At 50.8% G+C, this 15,039-nt stretch carries 14 protein-coding genes; all 14 read right to left on the reverse strand.

Features of this window, described 5'->3' with window-relative positions; translation table 11 throughout:
- Positions 1 to 5: 5 nt before the first annotated feature.
- Genes F459_RS0109260 through fliQ form a run of 14 tightly spaced genes read right to left on the reverse strand, consistent with a single transcriptional unit; the run spans position 6 to position 15,029 of the window.
- Positions 6 to 1,994: a chemotaxis protein CheA gene (locus F459_RS0109260; RefSeq protein WP_020612456.1), complete on the reverse strand. Its 1,989-nt coding sequence runs from the start codon at positions 1,992 to 1,994 to the stop codon at positions 6 to 8.
- A gap of 3 nt (positions 1,995 to 1,997) precedes the next feature.
- Complete coding sequence (locus tag F459_RS0109265; RefSeq protein WP_020612457.1) at positions 1,998 to 2,633, reverse strand: DnaJ domain-containing protein; 636 nt, start codon at positions 2,631 to 2,633, stop codon at positions 1,998 to 2,000.
- Positions 2,626 to 4,302 carry an Hsp70 family protein gene (locus F459_RS0109270; RefSeq protein WP_020612458.1) on the reverse strand — a complete coding sequence of 559 codons (1,677 nt, stop codon included), beginning with the start codon at positions 4,300 to 4,302 and terminating at the stop codon, positions 2,626 to 2,628. Before F459_RS0109270 ends, F459_RS0109265 begins: the two co-directional genes overlap by 8 nt.
- Complete coding sequence (locus F459_RS0109275) at positions 4,286 to 4,840, reverse strand: DUF6115 domain-containing protein (RefSeq protein WP_020612459.1); 555 nt, start codon at positions 4,838 to 4,840, stop codon at positions 4,286 to 4,288. The genes F459_RS0109270 and F459_RS0109275 overlap by 17 nt, the downstream gene beginning before the upstream one ends.
- Before the next feature lie 7 nt (positions 4,841 to 4,847).
- Complete coding sequence (locus tag F459_RS0109280; RefSeq protein WP_020612460.1) at positions 4,848 to 5,177, reverse strand: hypothetical protein; 330 nt, start codon at positions 5,175 to 5,177, stop codon at positions 4,848 to 4,850.
- A complete protein-coding gene (locus F459_RS0109285; protein ID WP_020612461.1) occupies positions 5,177 to 7,123 on the reverse strand; it encodes a FapA family protein in 1,947 nt (648 codons plus the stop codon). Before F459_RS0109285 ends, F459_RS0109280 begins: the two co-directional genes overlap by 1 nt.
- Positions 7,124 to 7,139: 16 nt before the next feature.
- A complete protein-coding gene (gene whiG, locus F459_RS0109290) occupies positions 7,140 to 7,928 on the reverse strand; it encodes an RNA polymerase sigma factor WhiG (RefSeq protein ID WP_020612462.1) in 789 nt (262 codons plus the stop codon).
- A 3-nt stretch (positions 7,929 to 7,931) separates the two neighbouring features.
- A complete protein-coding gene (locus tag F459_RS0109295) occupies positions 7,932 to 8,546 on the reverse strand; it encodes a hypothetical protein (protein ID WP_020612463.1) in 615 nt (204 codons plus the stop codon).
- 54 nt (positions 8,547 to 8,600) lie between these two features.
- On the reverse strand, positions 8,601 to 9,470 hold the full coding sequence (locus F459_RS0109300) for a MinD/ParA family protein (RefSeq protein WP_020612464.1): 870 nt from the start codon (positions 9,468 to 9,470) through the stop codon (positions 8,601 to 8,603).
- A gap of 2 nt (positions 9,471 to 9,472) precedes the next feature.
- Complete coding sequence (flhF, locus tag F459_RS0109305; protein WP_020612465.1) at positions 9,473 to 10,678, reverse strand: flagellar biosynthesis protein FlhF; 1,206 nt, start codon at positions 10,676 to 10,678, stop codon at positions 9,473 to 9,475.
- A gap of 21 nt (positions 10,679 to 10,699) precedes the next feature.
- A complete protein-coding gene (flhA, locus tag F459_RS0109310) occupies positions 10,700 to 12,790 on the reverse strand; it encodes a flagellar biosynthesis protein FlhA (RefSeq protein WP_020612466.1) in 2,091 nt (696 codons plus the stop codon).
- Between the two features lie 24 nt (positions 12,791 to 12,814).
- Positions 12,815 to 13,954 (reverse strand): flagellar biosynthesis protein FlhB, encoded by a 1,140-nt coding sequence (gene flhB, locus F459_RS0109315; RefSeq protein ID WP_020612467.1) that lies wholly within the window; start codon positions 13,952 to 13,954, stop codon positions 12,815 to 12,817.
- Complete coding sequence (fliR, locus tag F459_RS0109320) at positions 13,951 to 14,751, reverse strand: flagellar biosynthetic protein FliR (protein ID WP_020612468.1); 801 nt, start codon at positions 14,749 to 14,751, stop codon at positions 13,951 to 13,953. Before fliR ends, flhB begins: the two co-directional genes overlap by 4 nt.
- An 8-nt stretch (positions 14,752 to 14,759) precedes the next feature.
- Positions 14,760 to 15,029: a flagellar biosynthesis protein FliQ gene (fliQ, locus tag F459_RS0109325; protein WP_020612469.1), complete on the reverse strand. Its 270-nt coding sequence runs from the start codon at positions 15,027 to 15,029 to the stop codon at positions 14,760 to 14,762.
- Positions 15,030 to 15,039: the final 10 nt, after the last annotated feature.

Below are 15,039 nucleotides of genomic sequence, written 5' to 3' on the forward strand. Positions count from 1 at the left end.
ATGTGTTAGTTGATCGCCACAACCGAAGGCGAAAGATAGAGGAAACCGCTTTTACGCCCTCCTATTGAGCTACGGTAGAGAAACGGGCTCTCCTCCACAAAGAGGGTAAACTGCTCTTCGGGCACTTCTCTGGTAAAGAGGAGTTCGTCAACCAAAAAGGCACCCTTACGATCAAGGTGCTGCATGATAAGAACAAGCTCTTGAGGAGGAAGGCGATCGGTTCGGAAAAGGCGTCCATCGGGACTAAAAACCGGTATGCCGTTCCACTCAAGGCGCCCTTCAGCATCCCCTCCGAAGGTCCCGTCCGAGGCCTCTTCGACAGAGAGAATACTTCGTTCAGGAACAGCCAAGACAAACCGCTCGCAGCGTACCATTTTCAGGGTAATGAAGGAAGCCCCTCCAGGTATGGTAATGGTAAACATAGTACCCTTTCCATCTTCACTCTCCGCTTCAAAATATGCTCCCTCGATGCGACCTATCTTTCGGTATACAATATCCAAGCCAAAGCCACGGCCGGAAAGATCCGTCGCTTCATCCTTTGTCGTTATTCCCGGCCTGGCAAGAAGTGCGGCAAGTCTGTTGGCCCGACCACCGTCCGTTCCCTCAGAATCCCCATCCAAGGTGATATCTTCACCAAGCCTGGCAGAAAGCTTTTCTTTATCAATCCCCCTTCCGTCGTCGGATACCGAAAGGCTCAAGCCTCCAGCTCCACGATGGACATCAAGGCGAATCGTTCCTTCTTCGTCCTTGCCCGCTTTCAGGCGTTCCCCGGGAAACTCAATCCCGTGATCAACGCCGTTCCTCAAAAGATGGAGAATCGTCTCCCCCAGAAGTTCGGCGATTCTTCGATCGACATCAAGCTCTCCCCCGGACAAGACAAGCCTGATTTTTTTCCCAAGCCTCCGGGCCATCTCTGCCACATATCCGGGATATCCGGCAAAAAGTTCCGAGAGACGAACCTTTGAAAGGGTCTTACCGACCGATTCCAATCCCTCCACAAGATTACCCAATTCCGATAGGTTGGAGGCAACTGCCTCCGGTTCTTCTTTCCGTCTATCGATTCGCCGTTCTAGCTGATGAAGTGAAAGTTTCAACTCGTCAATGTAACCGGCAAGGAGATTCAGCAGTCTCGGTTCGACCCTAATGGTAGCCGAAATATCCCCATGCACCCCTTCATCTTCTTCGCCCTCGCCTTCCAGCACTGCGGCATAGGAGACGGGCGTCAGGCTGATCGAATCGACCTGATCGATATGCACGGCCTGATACAGCTGCTTTACAGCACCCTTGCTTGTAAGGAAAATGGTCAGAGTCCTAAAATCATCACCATTGGCAGAGATATCCTGATCAGGACGAAAAAGCGGAATGGTGCGAATCACATTGGAGACCTGTTCCAGGTTACTCAAAAGGAGATAAGCCTTGGCAAAAGGCATGACCGCTTCACGGCTAATATTCAAAAAGAGGCGGTAAAGCCCTTCGCCCCGGCGACGGGCTTCTTTCAGCAAACTGGTTTCGAAGGGTGAAAAATCGGGAAGGGCCGTTCCGACGATGTCCGGGATCGAAGTGCTGACCCGTTCCTTTCGGCCGGAAAGGAACGGGCCGTTTGAACAAGGCTGCACAGGGGACGTCTCCGAATCCTGTGAGCCTTGGCCGGATATAGTGTCCTTTGAATCGCCTCCGGATAGAAGAAAATCAAGAATCTCCCCGATGCGATCGTTGGAAAAAATCAGGTCACCCACCTTCCGTGAAGAAAGGAGCTCTTTGCCTGACAAAGCAAGATTAATGGTCGTTTCCATCTGATGGGCAATGGAGGTGACCTCATCAATTCCGATATAGGCGGCCTCGGATTTAAGCGAGTGGGTGTTTCGCAGAAGCTGACGAAGGAATTCCACACTGTTCGGTCTGGAGCTCAGCTTCAGCAATAAATGGTGAATATTTTGAGAAAAGGCCTTTCCGTCGTCGAGAAAGGTCGTATACAAGCGATCGCCACTCTGCATTCCTTAAGCCCCTTTTCCTGCGACGAACAGAGTAACGGCCCGATTCCTGACCGCTCTGTTTCCATCCTGCATTGCAAGATTGATGATCGTGGAAAAGCCTCCGCCCCCTATCCGTCCCACAGCATCCAAAACGGCAAGCCGTATTTCCTGATCGGAACGGGAAAAGACAGCGGAAAGCTCACCGGCACATTGCCGGACACCAAGCTTTCCCACCGCATCAACAGCCGATCGTACCACAAGAGGGGCGGGATCAAAAAGGGCCTTTCGAATGAATTGATAGCTACTTCGCTTACCGCTGTTACCCAATTGTTTTACGGCAAAGGCACGGAGTTCGGGCACTTTTGCCTCCGTGACCATTCTGCCGAGGGCATCGGTATTGATCTCTTTTTTTGTAGTCTGGGCGCGGGGCGAGGGCCGTTTACGCCCCCCGCCGGGAAACTGTATACAACTGCCTTCCACCTGCCTTACACTTAATACCTTATAGGCACGAACTACCCGTTTAAACTGCTCGCTTGTGGCAGGGGTGTGAGAAAGATCGGGATGAAGCTGTTTGACGAGCCTTCTGTAGGCAGATTTTATCTCTTCCTGGCTGGCCCCACGCCGAAGGCCAAGAATTTGGTAGAGTCGACTATCATCCATATTTGAGCTCCTGATCACGAAGAATGGCCTCAATCTCGCCCAATACTGTTTCCAAAGCGATACGACAACTGTTCAACTCTTTTCCTCCATTGCCTTCACACGCTTTTGCCGCAGCAAGGAGGATTTCGGAAATTTCTTTATGAAAAGAGGAGTCGATGCCACTACCGGCTCGCCGCCTTCCCTGCTTCACCCGATCGACAAGACGGAGGACCTTGTCCCGTACACCTGTTTCGAAATTACCCGAAACCGGCGAGGGATTCGGTTCTCTGCTGATCGTCACTTGCTGAAGCGATCCCGTATCTACATCGCGTGCAAGGGCATGGAGAATACCATCCTCGTCGACCCGAAAACTAACTTCGATTAAGGGTTCGCCCTTGCAACCGTTTCGAATACCACCGAGCAAAAATCGTCCAAGAGAAGTGTTCGCTTCGACCCTTTTATTGTTTCCCTGGAGGACATGAATCTCAACAGAACGCTGTCCATCGCAGATTGTGGTAAAATGCTGTTTGCCAACAGCAGGAAGCGGGCTGTTTTTTTCAAGGATGGTAACGACATTTCCTCCTTCAATTTCGACACCGAGAGGAAGAGGAGTCACATCATGAAAGAGGCTCTTTCGTCCATCCTGGATCATACCGGCATGAACCGCAGCACCAAGTGCAACGACCTCTTCCGGATTGATGCGATTTTCAGGACGAAGCCCTGTCAGTTCACCAAGAAGGCTTTTGACCAGGGGGATCCTGCTGGAACCGCCGGAAAGGATAAGCGTGTCGGGACGGACCTTCGCATCATCCATGGCCTGACGACACAGAGAAACGGTTTTCTCGATAAAAGGACGAATAAGTTCATTAAAACGGTTTCTTCTGATCTCGAAGGAGAGATGCAATGGAGAAGCCCCTCCTCCGATAAAAGGCAGGCTAATGGAAGCACTCTCACGGCTGGAAAGTTCGATTTTTGCCCGCTCTACCTGTTCCATCAGCTGCTGGCGAAGGGTCTGATCTCCTTCAAAATCCACGGAAGGTGCCCTACGGGAAAAGTCACGAACCACCTCCTGGAAAAGCAGTTGGTCGAAATCGATTCCTCCGAGTTTGTTGTCGCCACAGCTCGAAAGAACTCGAAAGTGACCATCGGAAGAAGAAAGAATCGTAACATCAAAGGTTCCGCCTCCGAGATCATATACCATGATATTGCGGCTCTTCCCACACGAAGATGCATATGCCAGGGCAGCAGCGGTCGGTTCGTTGATAATACGCGATATTCGCAAGCCTGCAAGATGCCCGGCCTCTTTTGTCTTGCGACGCTGAGGCTCCGTAAAATAGGCAGGGACGGTGATAACCGCCTCTTTTATCTCTTCACCAAGATAGGCCTCGGCATCGCTTTTCAGTTTCCTGAGGATTTCGGCACTGACGACCTCGGGCAGCATCTCCCGATTTCCAAGCTTTAGGGGAGAGGTGCTTCCCATACTTCGCTTTACGGCGATGGCTGTTCCCCCGGGGTTTATCATTGCCTGATTTTTTGCCGCTTCGCCGACTAAAAGTTCACCGGAGCCAGTCACCGCCACAATGGAGGGGGTAATACGATTACCCCGATCGTTCGGTATGACAGTGGGCTGCTCCTGTTCGAGAAAGGCTGCTGCAGAATTCGTCGTTCCAAGGTCAATACCGATTACCATGCTCTACCTCTTCCCTGCCGCTGGAAAGATTGATCATAAGTTCCACCTCACCAACGGTAGCACCGGTTTTCTGAGCAATAACCTGACTGGAAAAGCCGTTTCGGCTCATCTCAAGAACTCGCTCCCGAAGGGGAGGCTGTGTTTCCTGCTTCTGTTTCGCAGAACTCTCTTTTTCATCTCCCCTCATCTGATCAAAATCAGGTAATGGGTTCTGCATCTCCGTAAGGGGGCGACGCAGATGAGAATAGGTTATTCGCTCCTTCTCTTTATTTTCGGCCGCTTTTCCGAGGAGCGTAATTCTTTTATCAGCATCAGAGAGTTTTTCAGTGAGGCGGCGTATGCTATCCTCGATTAAACCGACATTCCGATCGGTAACCTGATTGATTTCACGGACGATCTCTTCCGCCTCCTCCCTGATCTCCCGCAACAGGGAATCGCTTTTTCGTCTTCGTCCAATCTCCTTAGAGAGTCTTATATAAGCAAAGGCCATAAGAATAATATTAATGGCAACACTTAAGGCGATAGCGGTAACAAGCATTTTTTCATCACCCGCTTATATCGATATTGTTTCCGATATCCGGATCCTCATATATTTGTCGTCCTTCCCCATCGTTTTCCTCTTCCTGATTCTTCTTTTTGGATTTCTCCTCTCCGGAATGGGGATTACGATTTTTCCTGTCCTCCACCTTCCCGGTGCCGTCTTCCATCTCTCCGGCTTCATTGACACTCTTGTCCCGATGTTGCGTCTCTTTAACGAGCTCCGACCCCTGGGCTTCCTGCTGCAAAACGGCGGCATCCTTTAAAATCGCCTGCTCTTTACCGACACTGTGGAGATGGGCAAATAGGGTTTGTAGGTCAATAGGTTGAATCGACATTACCGTTTTTGGGAGTAATCCTCCTCCGGTTCCTCATACTTCGTTACCTTCACAAGATTCCCCTCATTGATGAAGGTAGTGGCTTTATACTCACTCTTTGTTTCGAGCGTAGCATCCTTGATGACAATCTTTACCCCAGGGAAAATACGATCGCTTGCCGATATCTTTCCCCGCACCTTTAGGCTGGAAAGATAGTTCTGAAGCTCTTCGATCTCCTCGGAAAGGGTGTTTTTTTCTTGCTGAAGAATCCGCCGTTGCTTCAACAGATCCTGGAGATATTTTTCCTTTTCTTCCGAAAGCTCTTTTTTCCGTTGCTTCTTCAAGGTCTCAAGGGTGGTGATATTCCGGCCGAGGTCGTCAAGCTGTTTTTCTATATCGTTTCGTTTTTCATTCAAACGCACAAGCTTTTCCTTGCTTTTGGGATCGAAGCCAACTTCAAGAATCGTCTCCGATCCGGAAACCGAACCAAGGGTTTTTGCTGCAATCTCTTCGGCGGAACGAAGGCGGCCGCCGACAATGGTCGCCCGTTTTCCCTGACAAATAATCCGTTGGACAGCCTCAACGGAACTGTTGATGATCCCGTCGCTGGCAACCACCAGTTCCCCTGCTTCGACATTTGCGTTCTCAATAAATTTCGCCCATACCCCTTTTCCTGCGACAACCTTACCGCCACCTTTACCGAGAATTCCCTGATGAACAATCACATCACCCTCGGCATCAAGCTCGCACTTACCCACATTGCCGAGGACCTCGATATTGCCGGCGGCTTTCACCTTAAAACCGTCGTCGACATTTCCCTTCACCATCACCGTTCCGAGGAATATGACGTTTCCACCGGTTTTTAAATTGACATCGCCGGGAACGACATAGACAGGTTCGACGTTGATCTTTTCGTTTTGAAGCATCACCTGCCCGTTGATAGAGGCAATGGCGGTAAGACCGTCCTCCGATAACCTGGTGTTCTTTCCGATACCGATCTGGACATCCTTTCCGTCCTTCGCCGGTAAGAGCTTGCCGGAAACGGTGCGTCCGGACTGCCCCTCCCCAGCCGGTATCTTCTTTGCAAGGGCCTGGCCTTCAACCACATTCTGAACAAGGTTGGTTTCTTTGAAATCAACCTTTCCATTCTTCTCTTTAAGGCGGATCTTGGAACGGTCCACTTCAAAGTTGTAGATAATCCTGGCGTCATCCCCATTTTTCGGTTTCGTACCGGAGGCAACAAGAAAAGGTTCTCCATAGCGGGGATCGGTCTCAAAATCGCAAACCGCATCTTCATCGATTCCGTGTACGACACCGTTATTTTTTAGTGCACTTATGATACTATCGAAATTGAGGTCGGCCCCTCCGGGAGAAGGGGGTTTCGCAACAATAAAAGCCTTCATATCGAAGTCGGTTATATCGACCGAAAGCATTGCATCGGCGGCGGGATTGTAGATAAACTCTCCGACCTTGATAAACTCCCCGTCCGCCTGTTTTACAACCCGCTTTACCATAGACCGGTCAAAATCGTGAACAACCCTGCCTGTAAGGGCATCAACTGCCGCTTTCTCGCTGATCGCAACACCGGAACCGACAGGTGGAAGCACCTTGAGAAAAGCCCCTTCGGGACGGAGTTGGACCACGACGGCACCGTCCCGGTCTTTTACCTCTTGCTTATCCCCAAGGCCGAGATCCATGGAAAGTAAATCCGCCCCCTCCGTCTCTTCAACCTGTTCGACCATTGGATATGCAACGACAACACAATGACCTTTTCCCAGGCCGAAGAGCCCACGTTTCCCCTGATCACGAATCTCATACTCAAGTTTTTTGACAGGAACCCCCAGCTCTATGGCAGCCTGTCTAAGGGCATCTTCGAGATCCTCTCCTTCAGTCTGTACCCAACGCCGATTACGATCTTCATCAGCTTGAGCCTTCATGTATTCGCGAATCTCTTTCAACTCGACCACTTGATCTCTCCCGGGGTCAATAGATCCCCTTTTTCATGTTGGTCAGTTTTGAGCGAAGACGCATGATGGCCTTTGTATGGAGTTGGCTCACCCGCGACTCCGTGACATCCAGGACCTTTCCGATCTCCTTCAAGGTCAAGTCTTCATAGTAATACAGGACCAGCACCTTTTTTTCTTTTTCGGGAAGTTCGCTGATCGCCTGAACAATAACCCTTCGAATTTCTTCTTTCTCAATGATGATATCAGGATTCAAGCTTTGGGGGCTCTCTATACCGTCTACGATGGCAACCGTATCATTCTCATCTCCGGTATACCAGACATCATTGAGAGAAAGGACTGAAGTACCGCTTATCTTGAGCATCAGTTTCTGAAAGTCTCCGACACTGATCCCCAGCTCATCGGCAATTTCCTTATCGGAGGCAGCCCGCCCGAGAGAGGCCTCAAGTCGATGAATGGTTTCTTCGATCTCCCGCGCTTTCTGACGTACCGATCTGGGGACCCAGTCGATGCTTCGGAGCTCATCGTAGATGGCACCCCTGATTCTCGTAACCGCATAGGTTTTGAACTTTACATGCTTCTCAGGGTCGAATTTCTCAATGGCATCGAAGAGCCCAAAAACTCCGAATCCGACAAGATCGTCGAATTCAACGTTCTGAGGCATTCCGATCGCCACTTTTCCGGCCACATACTTGACCAGCGGAGAGTATTGTTCGATGAAGCGATCCCGGATTTTAGGATCACGGGTGTTCCGGTAGAGCTCCCAGAGCTCGGCTTCCGTCTTCTCTTCCAATAACTGATCCCCCATATATTACCCTTCCTGATCTTTTTTCATAAATGTCCTTACCGCCTTTGCCACCGTTGCAGGATCATGACTGGTACCAAGAAAATCGACTTCGGAACCAGGTGATGCGCTTCCCTGGTTCTCAACCTCTTCCTGACTTGCCGCAACCGACTGAAACGAATCGCTAAAGGAATCCAGGTCGGGCAAGCTTCCTTCATCTTCATCATCCGAGACAGCCTCGAGCGTTCCCATATCATCGTCTCCTTCGTCATCGCCATTCGTATCGACAAAAGAGTCCTGCTCCTTTTCTTGTTCACTCCTGTAGATGGAAGAGGTCGAATCGTCGTCATCCTCGACAACAATATCTACCATACGCTCTTGCTGGTCACGTTCCGCATCGGCCGCAGGAGCTGCATCCGCAATCATACCATCCTCTTCATCACCCCGGTTGGCTTCAAACAACTCGGGCAGGAAACGGACGAACAGAGAACGAACCCCGAAACCGGCGGCTGCAAATAGCAGACCGAAACCTATCGCCCGTAACAAAAGAGCCAAGAAACCGACCCCGAACAAGATACCGGTAAGAAGGGAAAGAGCAAAGGCGGCTGCCGCAGGTATGTAGGCAAATTTCAGTCCGTCCATGACAATAATTCCCCTCCTCATCTCAGCTTAGGACAAGCAGCCGCAAGCGTCAAGCTACATCCTTCCGATCAGACGACGGATGAAACGGCCGACTCCGCCGCCTTCCTTGTATTCTACCTTTTCCAGCCGGGAAACAATATGTTTCACACAGATGGCGGCCTTTCCGTTCGGTTCGTTCACCATAAACGGGCGTTGTTTCAGTACCGATTGCGGCACCGAAAGGTCGTCGTAGACGTAACCGAGATAATCGACCTTCAGATTAAGAAACTGCCCGGCGATGTTGATAACCCGTTCGGCAACCTTTTTCCCTTCGGTAACGCTCTTCACCCGATTCACTATCAGCTTAAGTCCCAGATTCAGACTGTCGATCTCCGTGGCGATGATTTTGATGATGCCGTAGGCATCGGTAATTGCTGTAGGTTCGGGAGTCGTAACGATGATTGCATCATCGGCTGCAGCCACAAACGAAAGCACGTTTGCCGAGACACCCGCACTCGTATCGATGATAATAACATCAGCCGATGATAAGGAAGCAAGTTCCATGACGAAACTTTCCCGCTCTTCCGCCGTGAGGTTTGCAATCTTGGAAAAGCCCGATGCTCCGGCAACAAAGCTGATTCCGTATTCCGTATCAAGGATAATATCCTCGAGCCGTTTCTGCTTCCGAATCACGTGATAGAGGTTGTATTTTGGGATGATGCCCAAGGCAACGTTGACATTCGCCAAGCCCAGGTCGGCATCCATCACGATGACCCTTTTTCCCAGCTGGGCATAGGCAATGGCAATATTGACCGACATATTGGTCTTTCCCACCCCGCCTTTCCCGCTGGTTACGGCAATAATCCGTGTATTTTTCTTTTCTTGTACAGGAGCCTCTTCCCGCCCCTTCATCATTTCCCGCAACTGCTGAGCCTGATCCGCCATGCTTATCTCCATTCCTTTCCGCTAAGATAACGCTGCTCGACTTCGGTAATTCCTTCCTCTTCTTCCTTTCTGATGAAGGTCTCCCGCAGATCAAATCCCTCGAGGGTCTTCAGCAGGACCATTCGATCGGCCTGCAAAATATCCTCCGGGACCGATTGTCCGTTGGTAATATAGGAAAGTATTTTCCGCTTCTCATAGAGCGAACTTATGATATTGCCTATGCGCATTGTTTCGTCAAGCTTTGTAAGCACTACGGACGAATATCCGAAGGGCTCGAACTGAGCAAGAATATCTTTTACGTCGCTGGCCTTGGTGGTGGCGCTTAAGGCAAGATGAACCTCGGCACGAGTTCCGCAGGCAGAGAGCATCTCCCGCATTTTCGCAAGGTTGACATAATCCTTCGGGCTCTTACCGATGGTATCCACCAGCACCAGGTCGGTATCTTTGTAGATCAGAACCTGTTTCTGCAGCTCCTGATAGGTTTCGACACAGGAAACAGGCACCCCCATGATATCCCCGTAGGTCTCGATCTGCTGCCTGGCACCGATTCGATAATTGTCGATGGTAATGAGTCTGACCGATTTCTGCTTCTCTCCCTTCGTCCCGAGGCTGTGGATCGCCGCCATCTTTGCAATGGTGGTGGTCTTTCCGACGCCGGTCGGGCCGATGAGGATCATAACCTGCGGTCCATCCTGGCCCGTACGGGGGGCGAGTAAAATCGTATCCATGATCCATCCGAGGACCTTGTCCTGCACAAGCTGAAAATCCTCCAGCTGGTCAACGGAAAGCTCCTTTCGAAGTCGTTCTACCATGGCCGTGATATAGGTGTAGGTAAATTCATTTTCGGAAAGAAGCCGTTCGATTTTCTCGATCGACTGATGCTTTTCAGCTTTGACGGGATAGGGTCCCTCCTCAATCTTTTCACGCAGACCTCGAACCTCATCGAGCAGCTGTTGAAGGGTTTTCTCGCCCCTGACACTTTCGAGGATCTTTTTCTTCTCATCCGCAAGATCACTCTTTTTCGGGCGAGGTCCGGGATCCTGGGCAATATAGCCGCTCATCTCTACCCCCTCCTTGCTGAACATACCGAGGAATCCCCCCATACGTATGGAGCGCTGGGTCAAAATTTTAGCCCTTTCTCCGTACTTTTCCCGAATCTTTCGAAGTACTTCCTGGTGGGTGTAAGCTTGTTCAGTAAAGTACTGCATCGTTTTCGCTCCTTTGGGCTCTCATTCTTCATCCAGGTTGATTTCACCGACCCCTTCGGTATCGATGTCGGCGGCTATTTCAGGAACAGAAAGCACCGCTATCTCGGACAGCTCCCGCTGAATACTTTTCTTTACCAGTAGTCTTGCAGCCTCTGAACAAAGAATGACAGGGAAAACGCCCTGTTGCTGGACTGTGTGAATGCCATTGGTAACGGCCCGTATCCATTGTCTATATATTCCCGGCTCCAAGGCCGCAACAGGGCCCGATGCCGTATCGACTCGGGCATCGACAATCATCTGCTCAAGAGCAGGTGCGATGGTCAAAACCCTGAGGACCCGCTCTTCTCCTGCATATTGGAGACATATCTGGCGTCCCAAGGTTTGTCTGGTCTTTTCCACAAGAAAAGAGGTCTCTTTTGAAACGGGACCGAAATCGGCCAGGGTTTCAAGTATGGGTACCATATTACGAATAGAAACCTGTTCGATCAATAATCCCTGCAACACCTTCTGAATCTCTCCAAGGCTAAGAGCCTTGGAGACCTCATCGACAACAGCGGGAAAATCTTCCCGAAGGGTATCCAGGATCGATTTCACCTCCTGCCGTCCCAGCATTTCGAAGGCATGCTTTTTAATCACCTCGGTCAGGTGAGTGGCAACAATCGAGGGGCCATCCACTACTGTGTAGCCGGCCCGCTCGGCATCATCCCGGTCCTGTTCGTTAATCCAGAGTGCAGGGAGCCCAAAGGTAGGATCTTTTGTCGCCTCACCCGGAATCTCTTCTGCTGCGGTTCCGGGATTGATGGCAAGGAAGTGTCCCACACGGATACTACCCCGCCCCACTTCCACACCCTTTATCTTGACGCAATACTCGTTGGGTTCCAGGCGCATATTATCGATGATTCGGATCCTCGGCACCACAAGTCCCAGCTCAAGGGCTGCCTCCCGCCTAATTCGGGTGATTCTGTCCAGAAGTTCGGCACCCTGGTCCTTATCGACCAAGGGAATCAAGCCGTAACCGAGTTCAAGGCTCAACGGATCAAGAGGTACCACGGGGCTCATCTCTGCGGGAGCAGAACGTTCGGGGGTTTGCGCCTCGGCGCTTTTCTGGGCCTCAAACTGCTTCATTTCCTTACGGCCGAGACGATAGGCAAGCAAGCCGGAAAGAAAACTTAAGGGAAGCATAATATACCAGGGAAAACCGGGCAGCAAGGCCAGGACGGCCAGAGAAACCGCGGCAATCCAGTAAATCTTGCTTTGCTGGGTAAACTGTTTTGAGATATCGCTTCCAAATGTCCCGTCGCTTATGGCCCTCGTAACAATCAGACCGGTGGCCGTTGAGATAAGGAGGGCCGGGAATTGGCTGACAAGGCCATCACCGATGGTGAGGGAAACATAGGTACTCGCGGCCTGGCCCAGCGGCTCGCCATGGATCGTCGTCCCCACAATAAGGCCACCGATAACATTGATGGAAGTGATGAGGATACCAACCTTGACATTGCCAGAGACAAATTTACTGGCACCGTCCATGGCTCCGTAGAAGTCGACCTCCCGCTGCAGATCGTTCTTTTGCCGCGAGGCCTCTTCCTCTGTCAAAGAACCGGAATTATAGGCAGCTTCGATGGCCATCTGTTTTCCGGGAAGAGCATCCAGGGTAAAACGGGCCGCTACCTCGGCAACCCGCGTGGCCCCTTTGGTGATGACGATAAACTGAACGGCGATGATGATGATAAAGATAATAAACCCGATGACAAGGCCTTCGCTTCCACTCGTTCCCGTAACAAAACTGGCAAAGGCCTTTACCACCTTACCGTCGAAATCGATCCCCTGACTCAGAATCAGTCGTGTTGAGCTGACGTTAAGGGCCAATCCGAAGACGGTGATTACCAATAAGAGAGTCGGAAAGACCGAAAAATCAAGAGCCCGCTTTGTGTACAGGACAATAAGGATAATCAGAAGGCTCAGCATCAGATTAAGACTCATGAAAAGATCCAGCAGAACCGTTGGCAGGGGAATAATAAGCATCGCAACAATAACGATGACACCGGCTGCGACAAGCATATCGCTTCGCTGGTTGAGAAAGGTTCTCCCGAGAATAGTATGTACGTCAGCCATACAGGCCTCCATCTATTGCTAACATCATGATACCTTTGATCCTCCGTTTACGCGATACACCTCAGCAAGAATAGTGGCCATAACCTCATAGTAGCGTTCCGGAATGACCTCTCCGACCTCTACCTCCGCGTACAGTGCCCTGGCAAGGGGTTTATTCTCTACAATGGGAACATCATGCTCTCGGGCAATGGCCTTGATCCTCTGCGCCATGTTGTCCTGCCCCTTGGCAATCACCATGGGAGCAACCATTCGCTCCCGCTCCCATTCCATGCCAACGGCGAAGTGGGTCGGGTTTGTAATAATGACATCCGCTTCGGGTACCTTTCTGATCATATCCCGATTTAAAACATCACGCATCCGCTCCTTTAGCCGGCTTTTGATCAAAGGGTCTCCTTCCATGGTTTTCCGTTCTTCTTTTATTTCCTGCTTGGTCATCTTCAGGGATTCCCGATGCTGACGCCTTTGAAAAAGATAGTCGGGAAGAGAGAGGGCCAGGAGAGCGATGCTCGATTCCACCAAGATTTTAAAGGCGACACTTCCAATAGTGCTAAAGGCAACCTCAAAAGGAGCATTTACGAAAAAGGCAAAAATATCGAGGTTATTTCTTATGTTGATATAGGCGATGATCCCGATAATCAAGACCTTCAAAATAGATTTCATCAAATTGAAAAGCGCCTCACCGGAGAGGAAACTCCTTTGAATGAATTTTCCGAAACGTGGCACAATCTTTGAAAAATCGGGAGTAATCGGCTTTGAGGTAAAGAGAAAGCCGACCTGAATGACATTACCGAAAAGAGCGGCGGCAACGGCGACGCCGGCAACGGGAGCCACAAGCCGAATGAAATATCGGAAAAAGGCCCAAACCTGTTCAGCAGCCAGGGTACCTTCGGAGAGAAGCGAAAGGTAATAACGGAGCATCTCCTCCATGGTACCGAACATGCGAGGCGCCAAAATACCGAGGGCGACAATGGGAAAGAGAAGGACCAGGGAGGAGGTAAATTCAGCACTTTTGGCGACCTTCCCCTCTTCCCGTGCCTTTCTGATTTTCTGCTCGGTAGGATCCTCGGTACGCCCTTCATCCTCGGCGGCAAACCACTGAAGATCGATATTCCAGCGGGATTCGGCGAATGGGGTACCAAAAGGACGCAACAATACTTCCATCATAGCCCCCCTGCTTGTGGCACAACGCCCGTCAGAAACCCGGCTATCTCGACAAAACCGGCATCGATCATCTTCCCGAAGGCCTCCATAAGAAAGGGCATGGTAACGAACATCATAAAAAAGGCAATGGCGATTTTCAGAGGGAAACCGAGCATAAGCAGATTCATTTGCGGGGCAGCCTTTGCAAGAAGGCCGAGGGCCACAGAAACAAGCAACATCGTTCCGAGAATAGGGAAACTGATGATCATCGCCTGGCGGAAAAGATCAACCATTGACCGGACAGCAAGGGTGGCGAATTGCTGGCGGCGTTCCAATAGGTCCCAGGCGCGAAGAGAGTGAAATGAGCCGAGTACACCGTAGAGGAAGAGCTTTCGCAGGCCGTCGTTGATAAGAAAGACAAGCATGGCAACCAAATTGAGGAATTGCCCCATCAACGGGATTTCCACCTGAGCGAGGGGATCGTAAACCTCGCTCGCCCCGAAGCCCATCTGAAATGAGAAAAACTGACCGGCAACCAGAAAAATGGTAAAAATCACCGTCATCATAAATCCGATTACCACCCCGATAAGGGCCTCTCCCAAAAGGAGCATAGCGTATTGGAGAGCAGCCTCGGGAACAGGATAACCGGCTTCTGCCACCCATGGGTAGATGATAATCGAAGAAAGGAGTGCCAAAACCACGCGAACGACTCCGGGAACGGTGCTGCTGGACATGACAGGGGCAACCGCCAGCATTGCAAATATGCGGGCGAAGAGAAGGAGAAGAAGCTGTGCACTACCGGTCAGGGCATCGATATTCAAGGCTTACACTATCCTCCTATCCTGGGGATCACCATAAACAAATCTATGGTAAAGGTTTTGAGTGTCTGAAGCATCCAGGGACCGAAAACAGCGAGCGCCAGCAGAATAGCGGCGATCTTCGGCACAAAGGTGAGGGTTTGTTCCTGAATCGAGGTCGTCGCCTGAAAAATGGAAATGATGAGACCGACCCCGACCCCGATCAGAAGAACGGGACCGGAGAGCACCAAAATCTGAAAAACAGCACTTCGAATAAGCTCTATTGCAAAACCCAACGACACCTTTCACCTC

The sequence above is a fragment of the Sediminispirochaeta bajacaliforniensis DSM 16054 genome, assembly GCF_000378205.1.
In the GTDB taxonomy this organism is placed as follows: Bacteria; Spirochaetota; Spirochaetia; order DSM-16054; family Sediminispirochaetaceae; genus Sediminispirochaeta; species Sediminispirochaeta bajacaliforniensis.

What these genes read in the sequence shown, in the direction of transcription:
- F459_RS0109260 (WP_020612456.1), bottom strand. Translation starts at nt 1,994, where the DNA reads ATGCAGAGTGGCGATCGCTTGTATACGACCTTTCTCGACGACGGAAAG.
- F459_RS0109265 (WP_020612457.1), bottom strand. Translation starts at nt 2,633, where the DNA reads ATGGATGATAGTCGACTCTACCAAATTCTTGGCCTTCGGCGTGGGGCC.
- F459_RS0109270 (WP_020612458.1), bottom strand. Translation starts at nt 4,302, where the DNA reads ATGGTAATCGGTATTGACCTTGGAACGACGAATTCTGCAGCAGCCTTT.
- F459_RS0109275 (WP_020612459.1), bottom strand. Translation starts at nt 4,840, where the DNA reads ATGCTTGTTACCGCTATCGCCTTAAGTGTTGCCATTAATATTATTCTT.
- F459_RS0109280 (WP_020612460.1), bottom strand. Translation starts at nt 5,177, where the DNA reads ATGTCGATTCAACCTATTGACCTACAAACCCTATTTGCCCATCTCCAC.
- whiG (WP_020612462.1), bottom strand. Translation starts at nt 7,928, where the DNA reads ATGGGGGATCAGTTATTGGAAGAGAAGACGGAAGCCGAGCTCTGGGAG.
- F459_RS0109295 (WP_020612463.1), bottom strand. Translation starts at nt 8,546, where the DNA reads ATGGACGGACTGAAATTTGCCTACATACCTGCGGCAGCCGCCTTTGCT.
- F459_RS0109300 (WP_020612464.1), bottom strand. Translation starts at nt 9,470, where the DNA reads ATGGCGGATCAGGCTCAGCAGTTGCGGGAAATGATGAAGGGGCGGGAA.
- flhF (WP_020612465.1), bottom strand. Translation starts at nt 10,678, where the DNA reads ATGCAGTACTTTACTGAACAAGCTTACACCCACCAGGAAGTACTTCGA.
- flhA (WP_020612466.1), bottom strand. Translation starts at nt 12,790, where the DNA reads ATGGCTGACGTACATACTATTCTCGGGAGAACCTTTCTCAACCAGCGA.
- flhB (WP_020612467.1), bottom strand. Translation starts at nt 13,954, where the DNA reads ATGATGGAAGTATTGTTGCGTCCTTTTGGTACCCCATTCGCCGAATCC.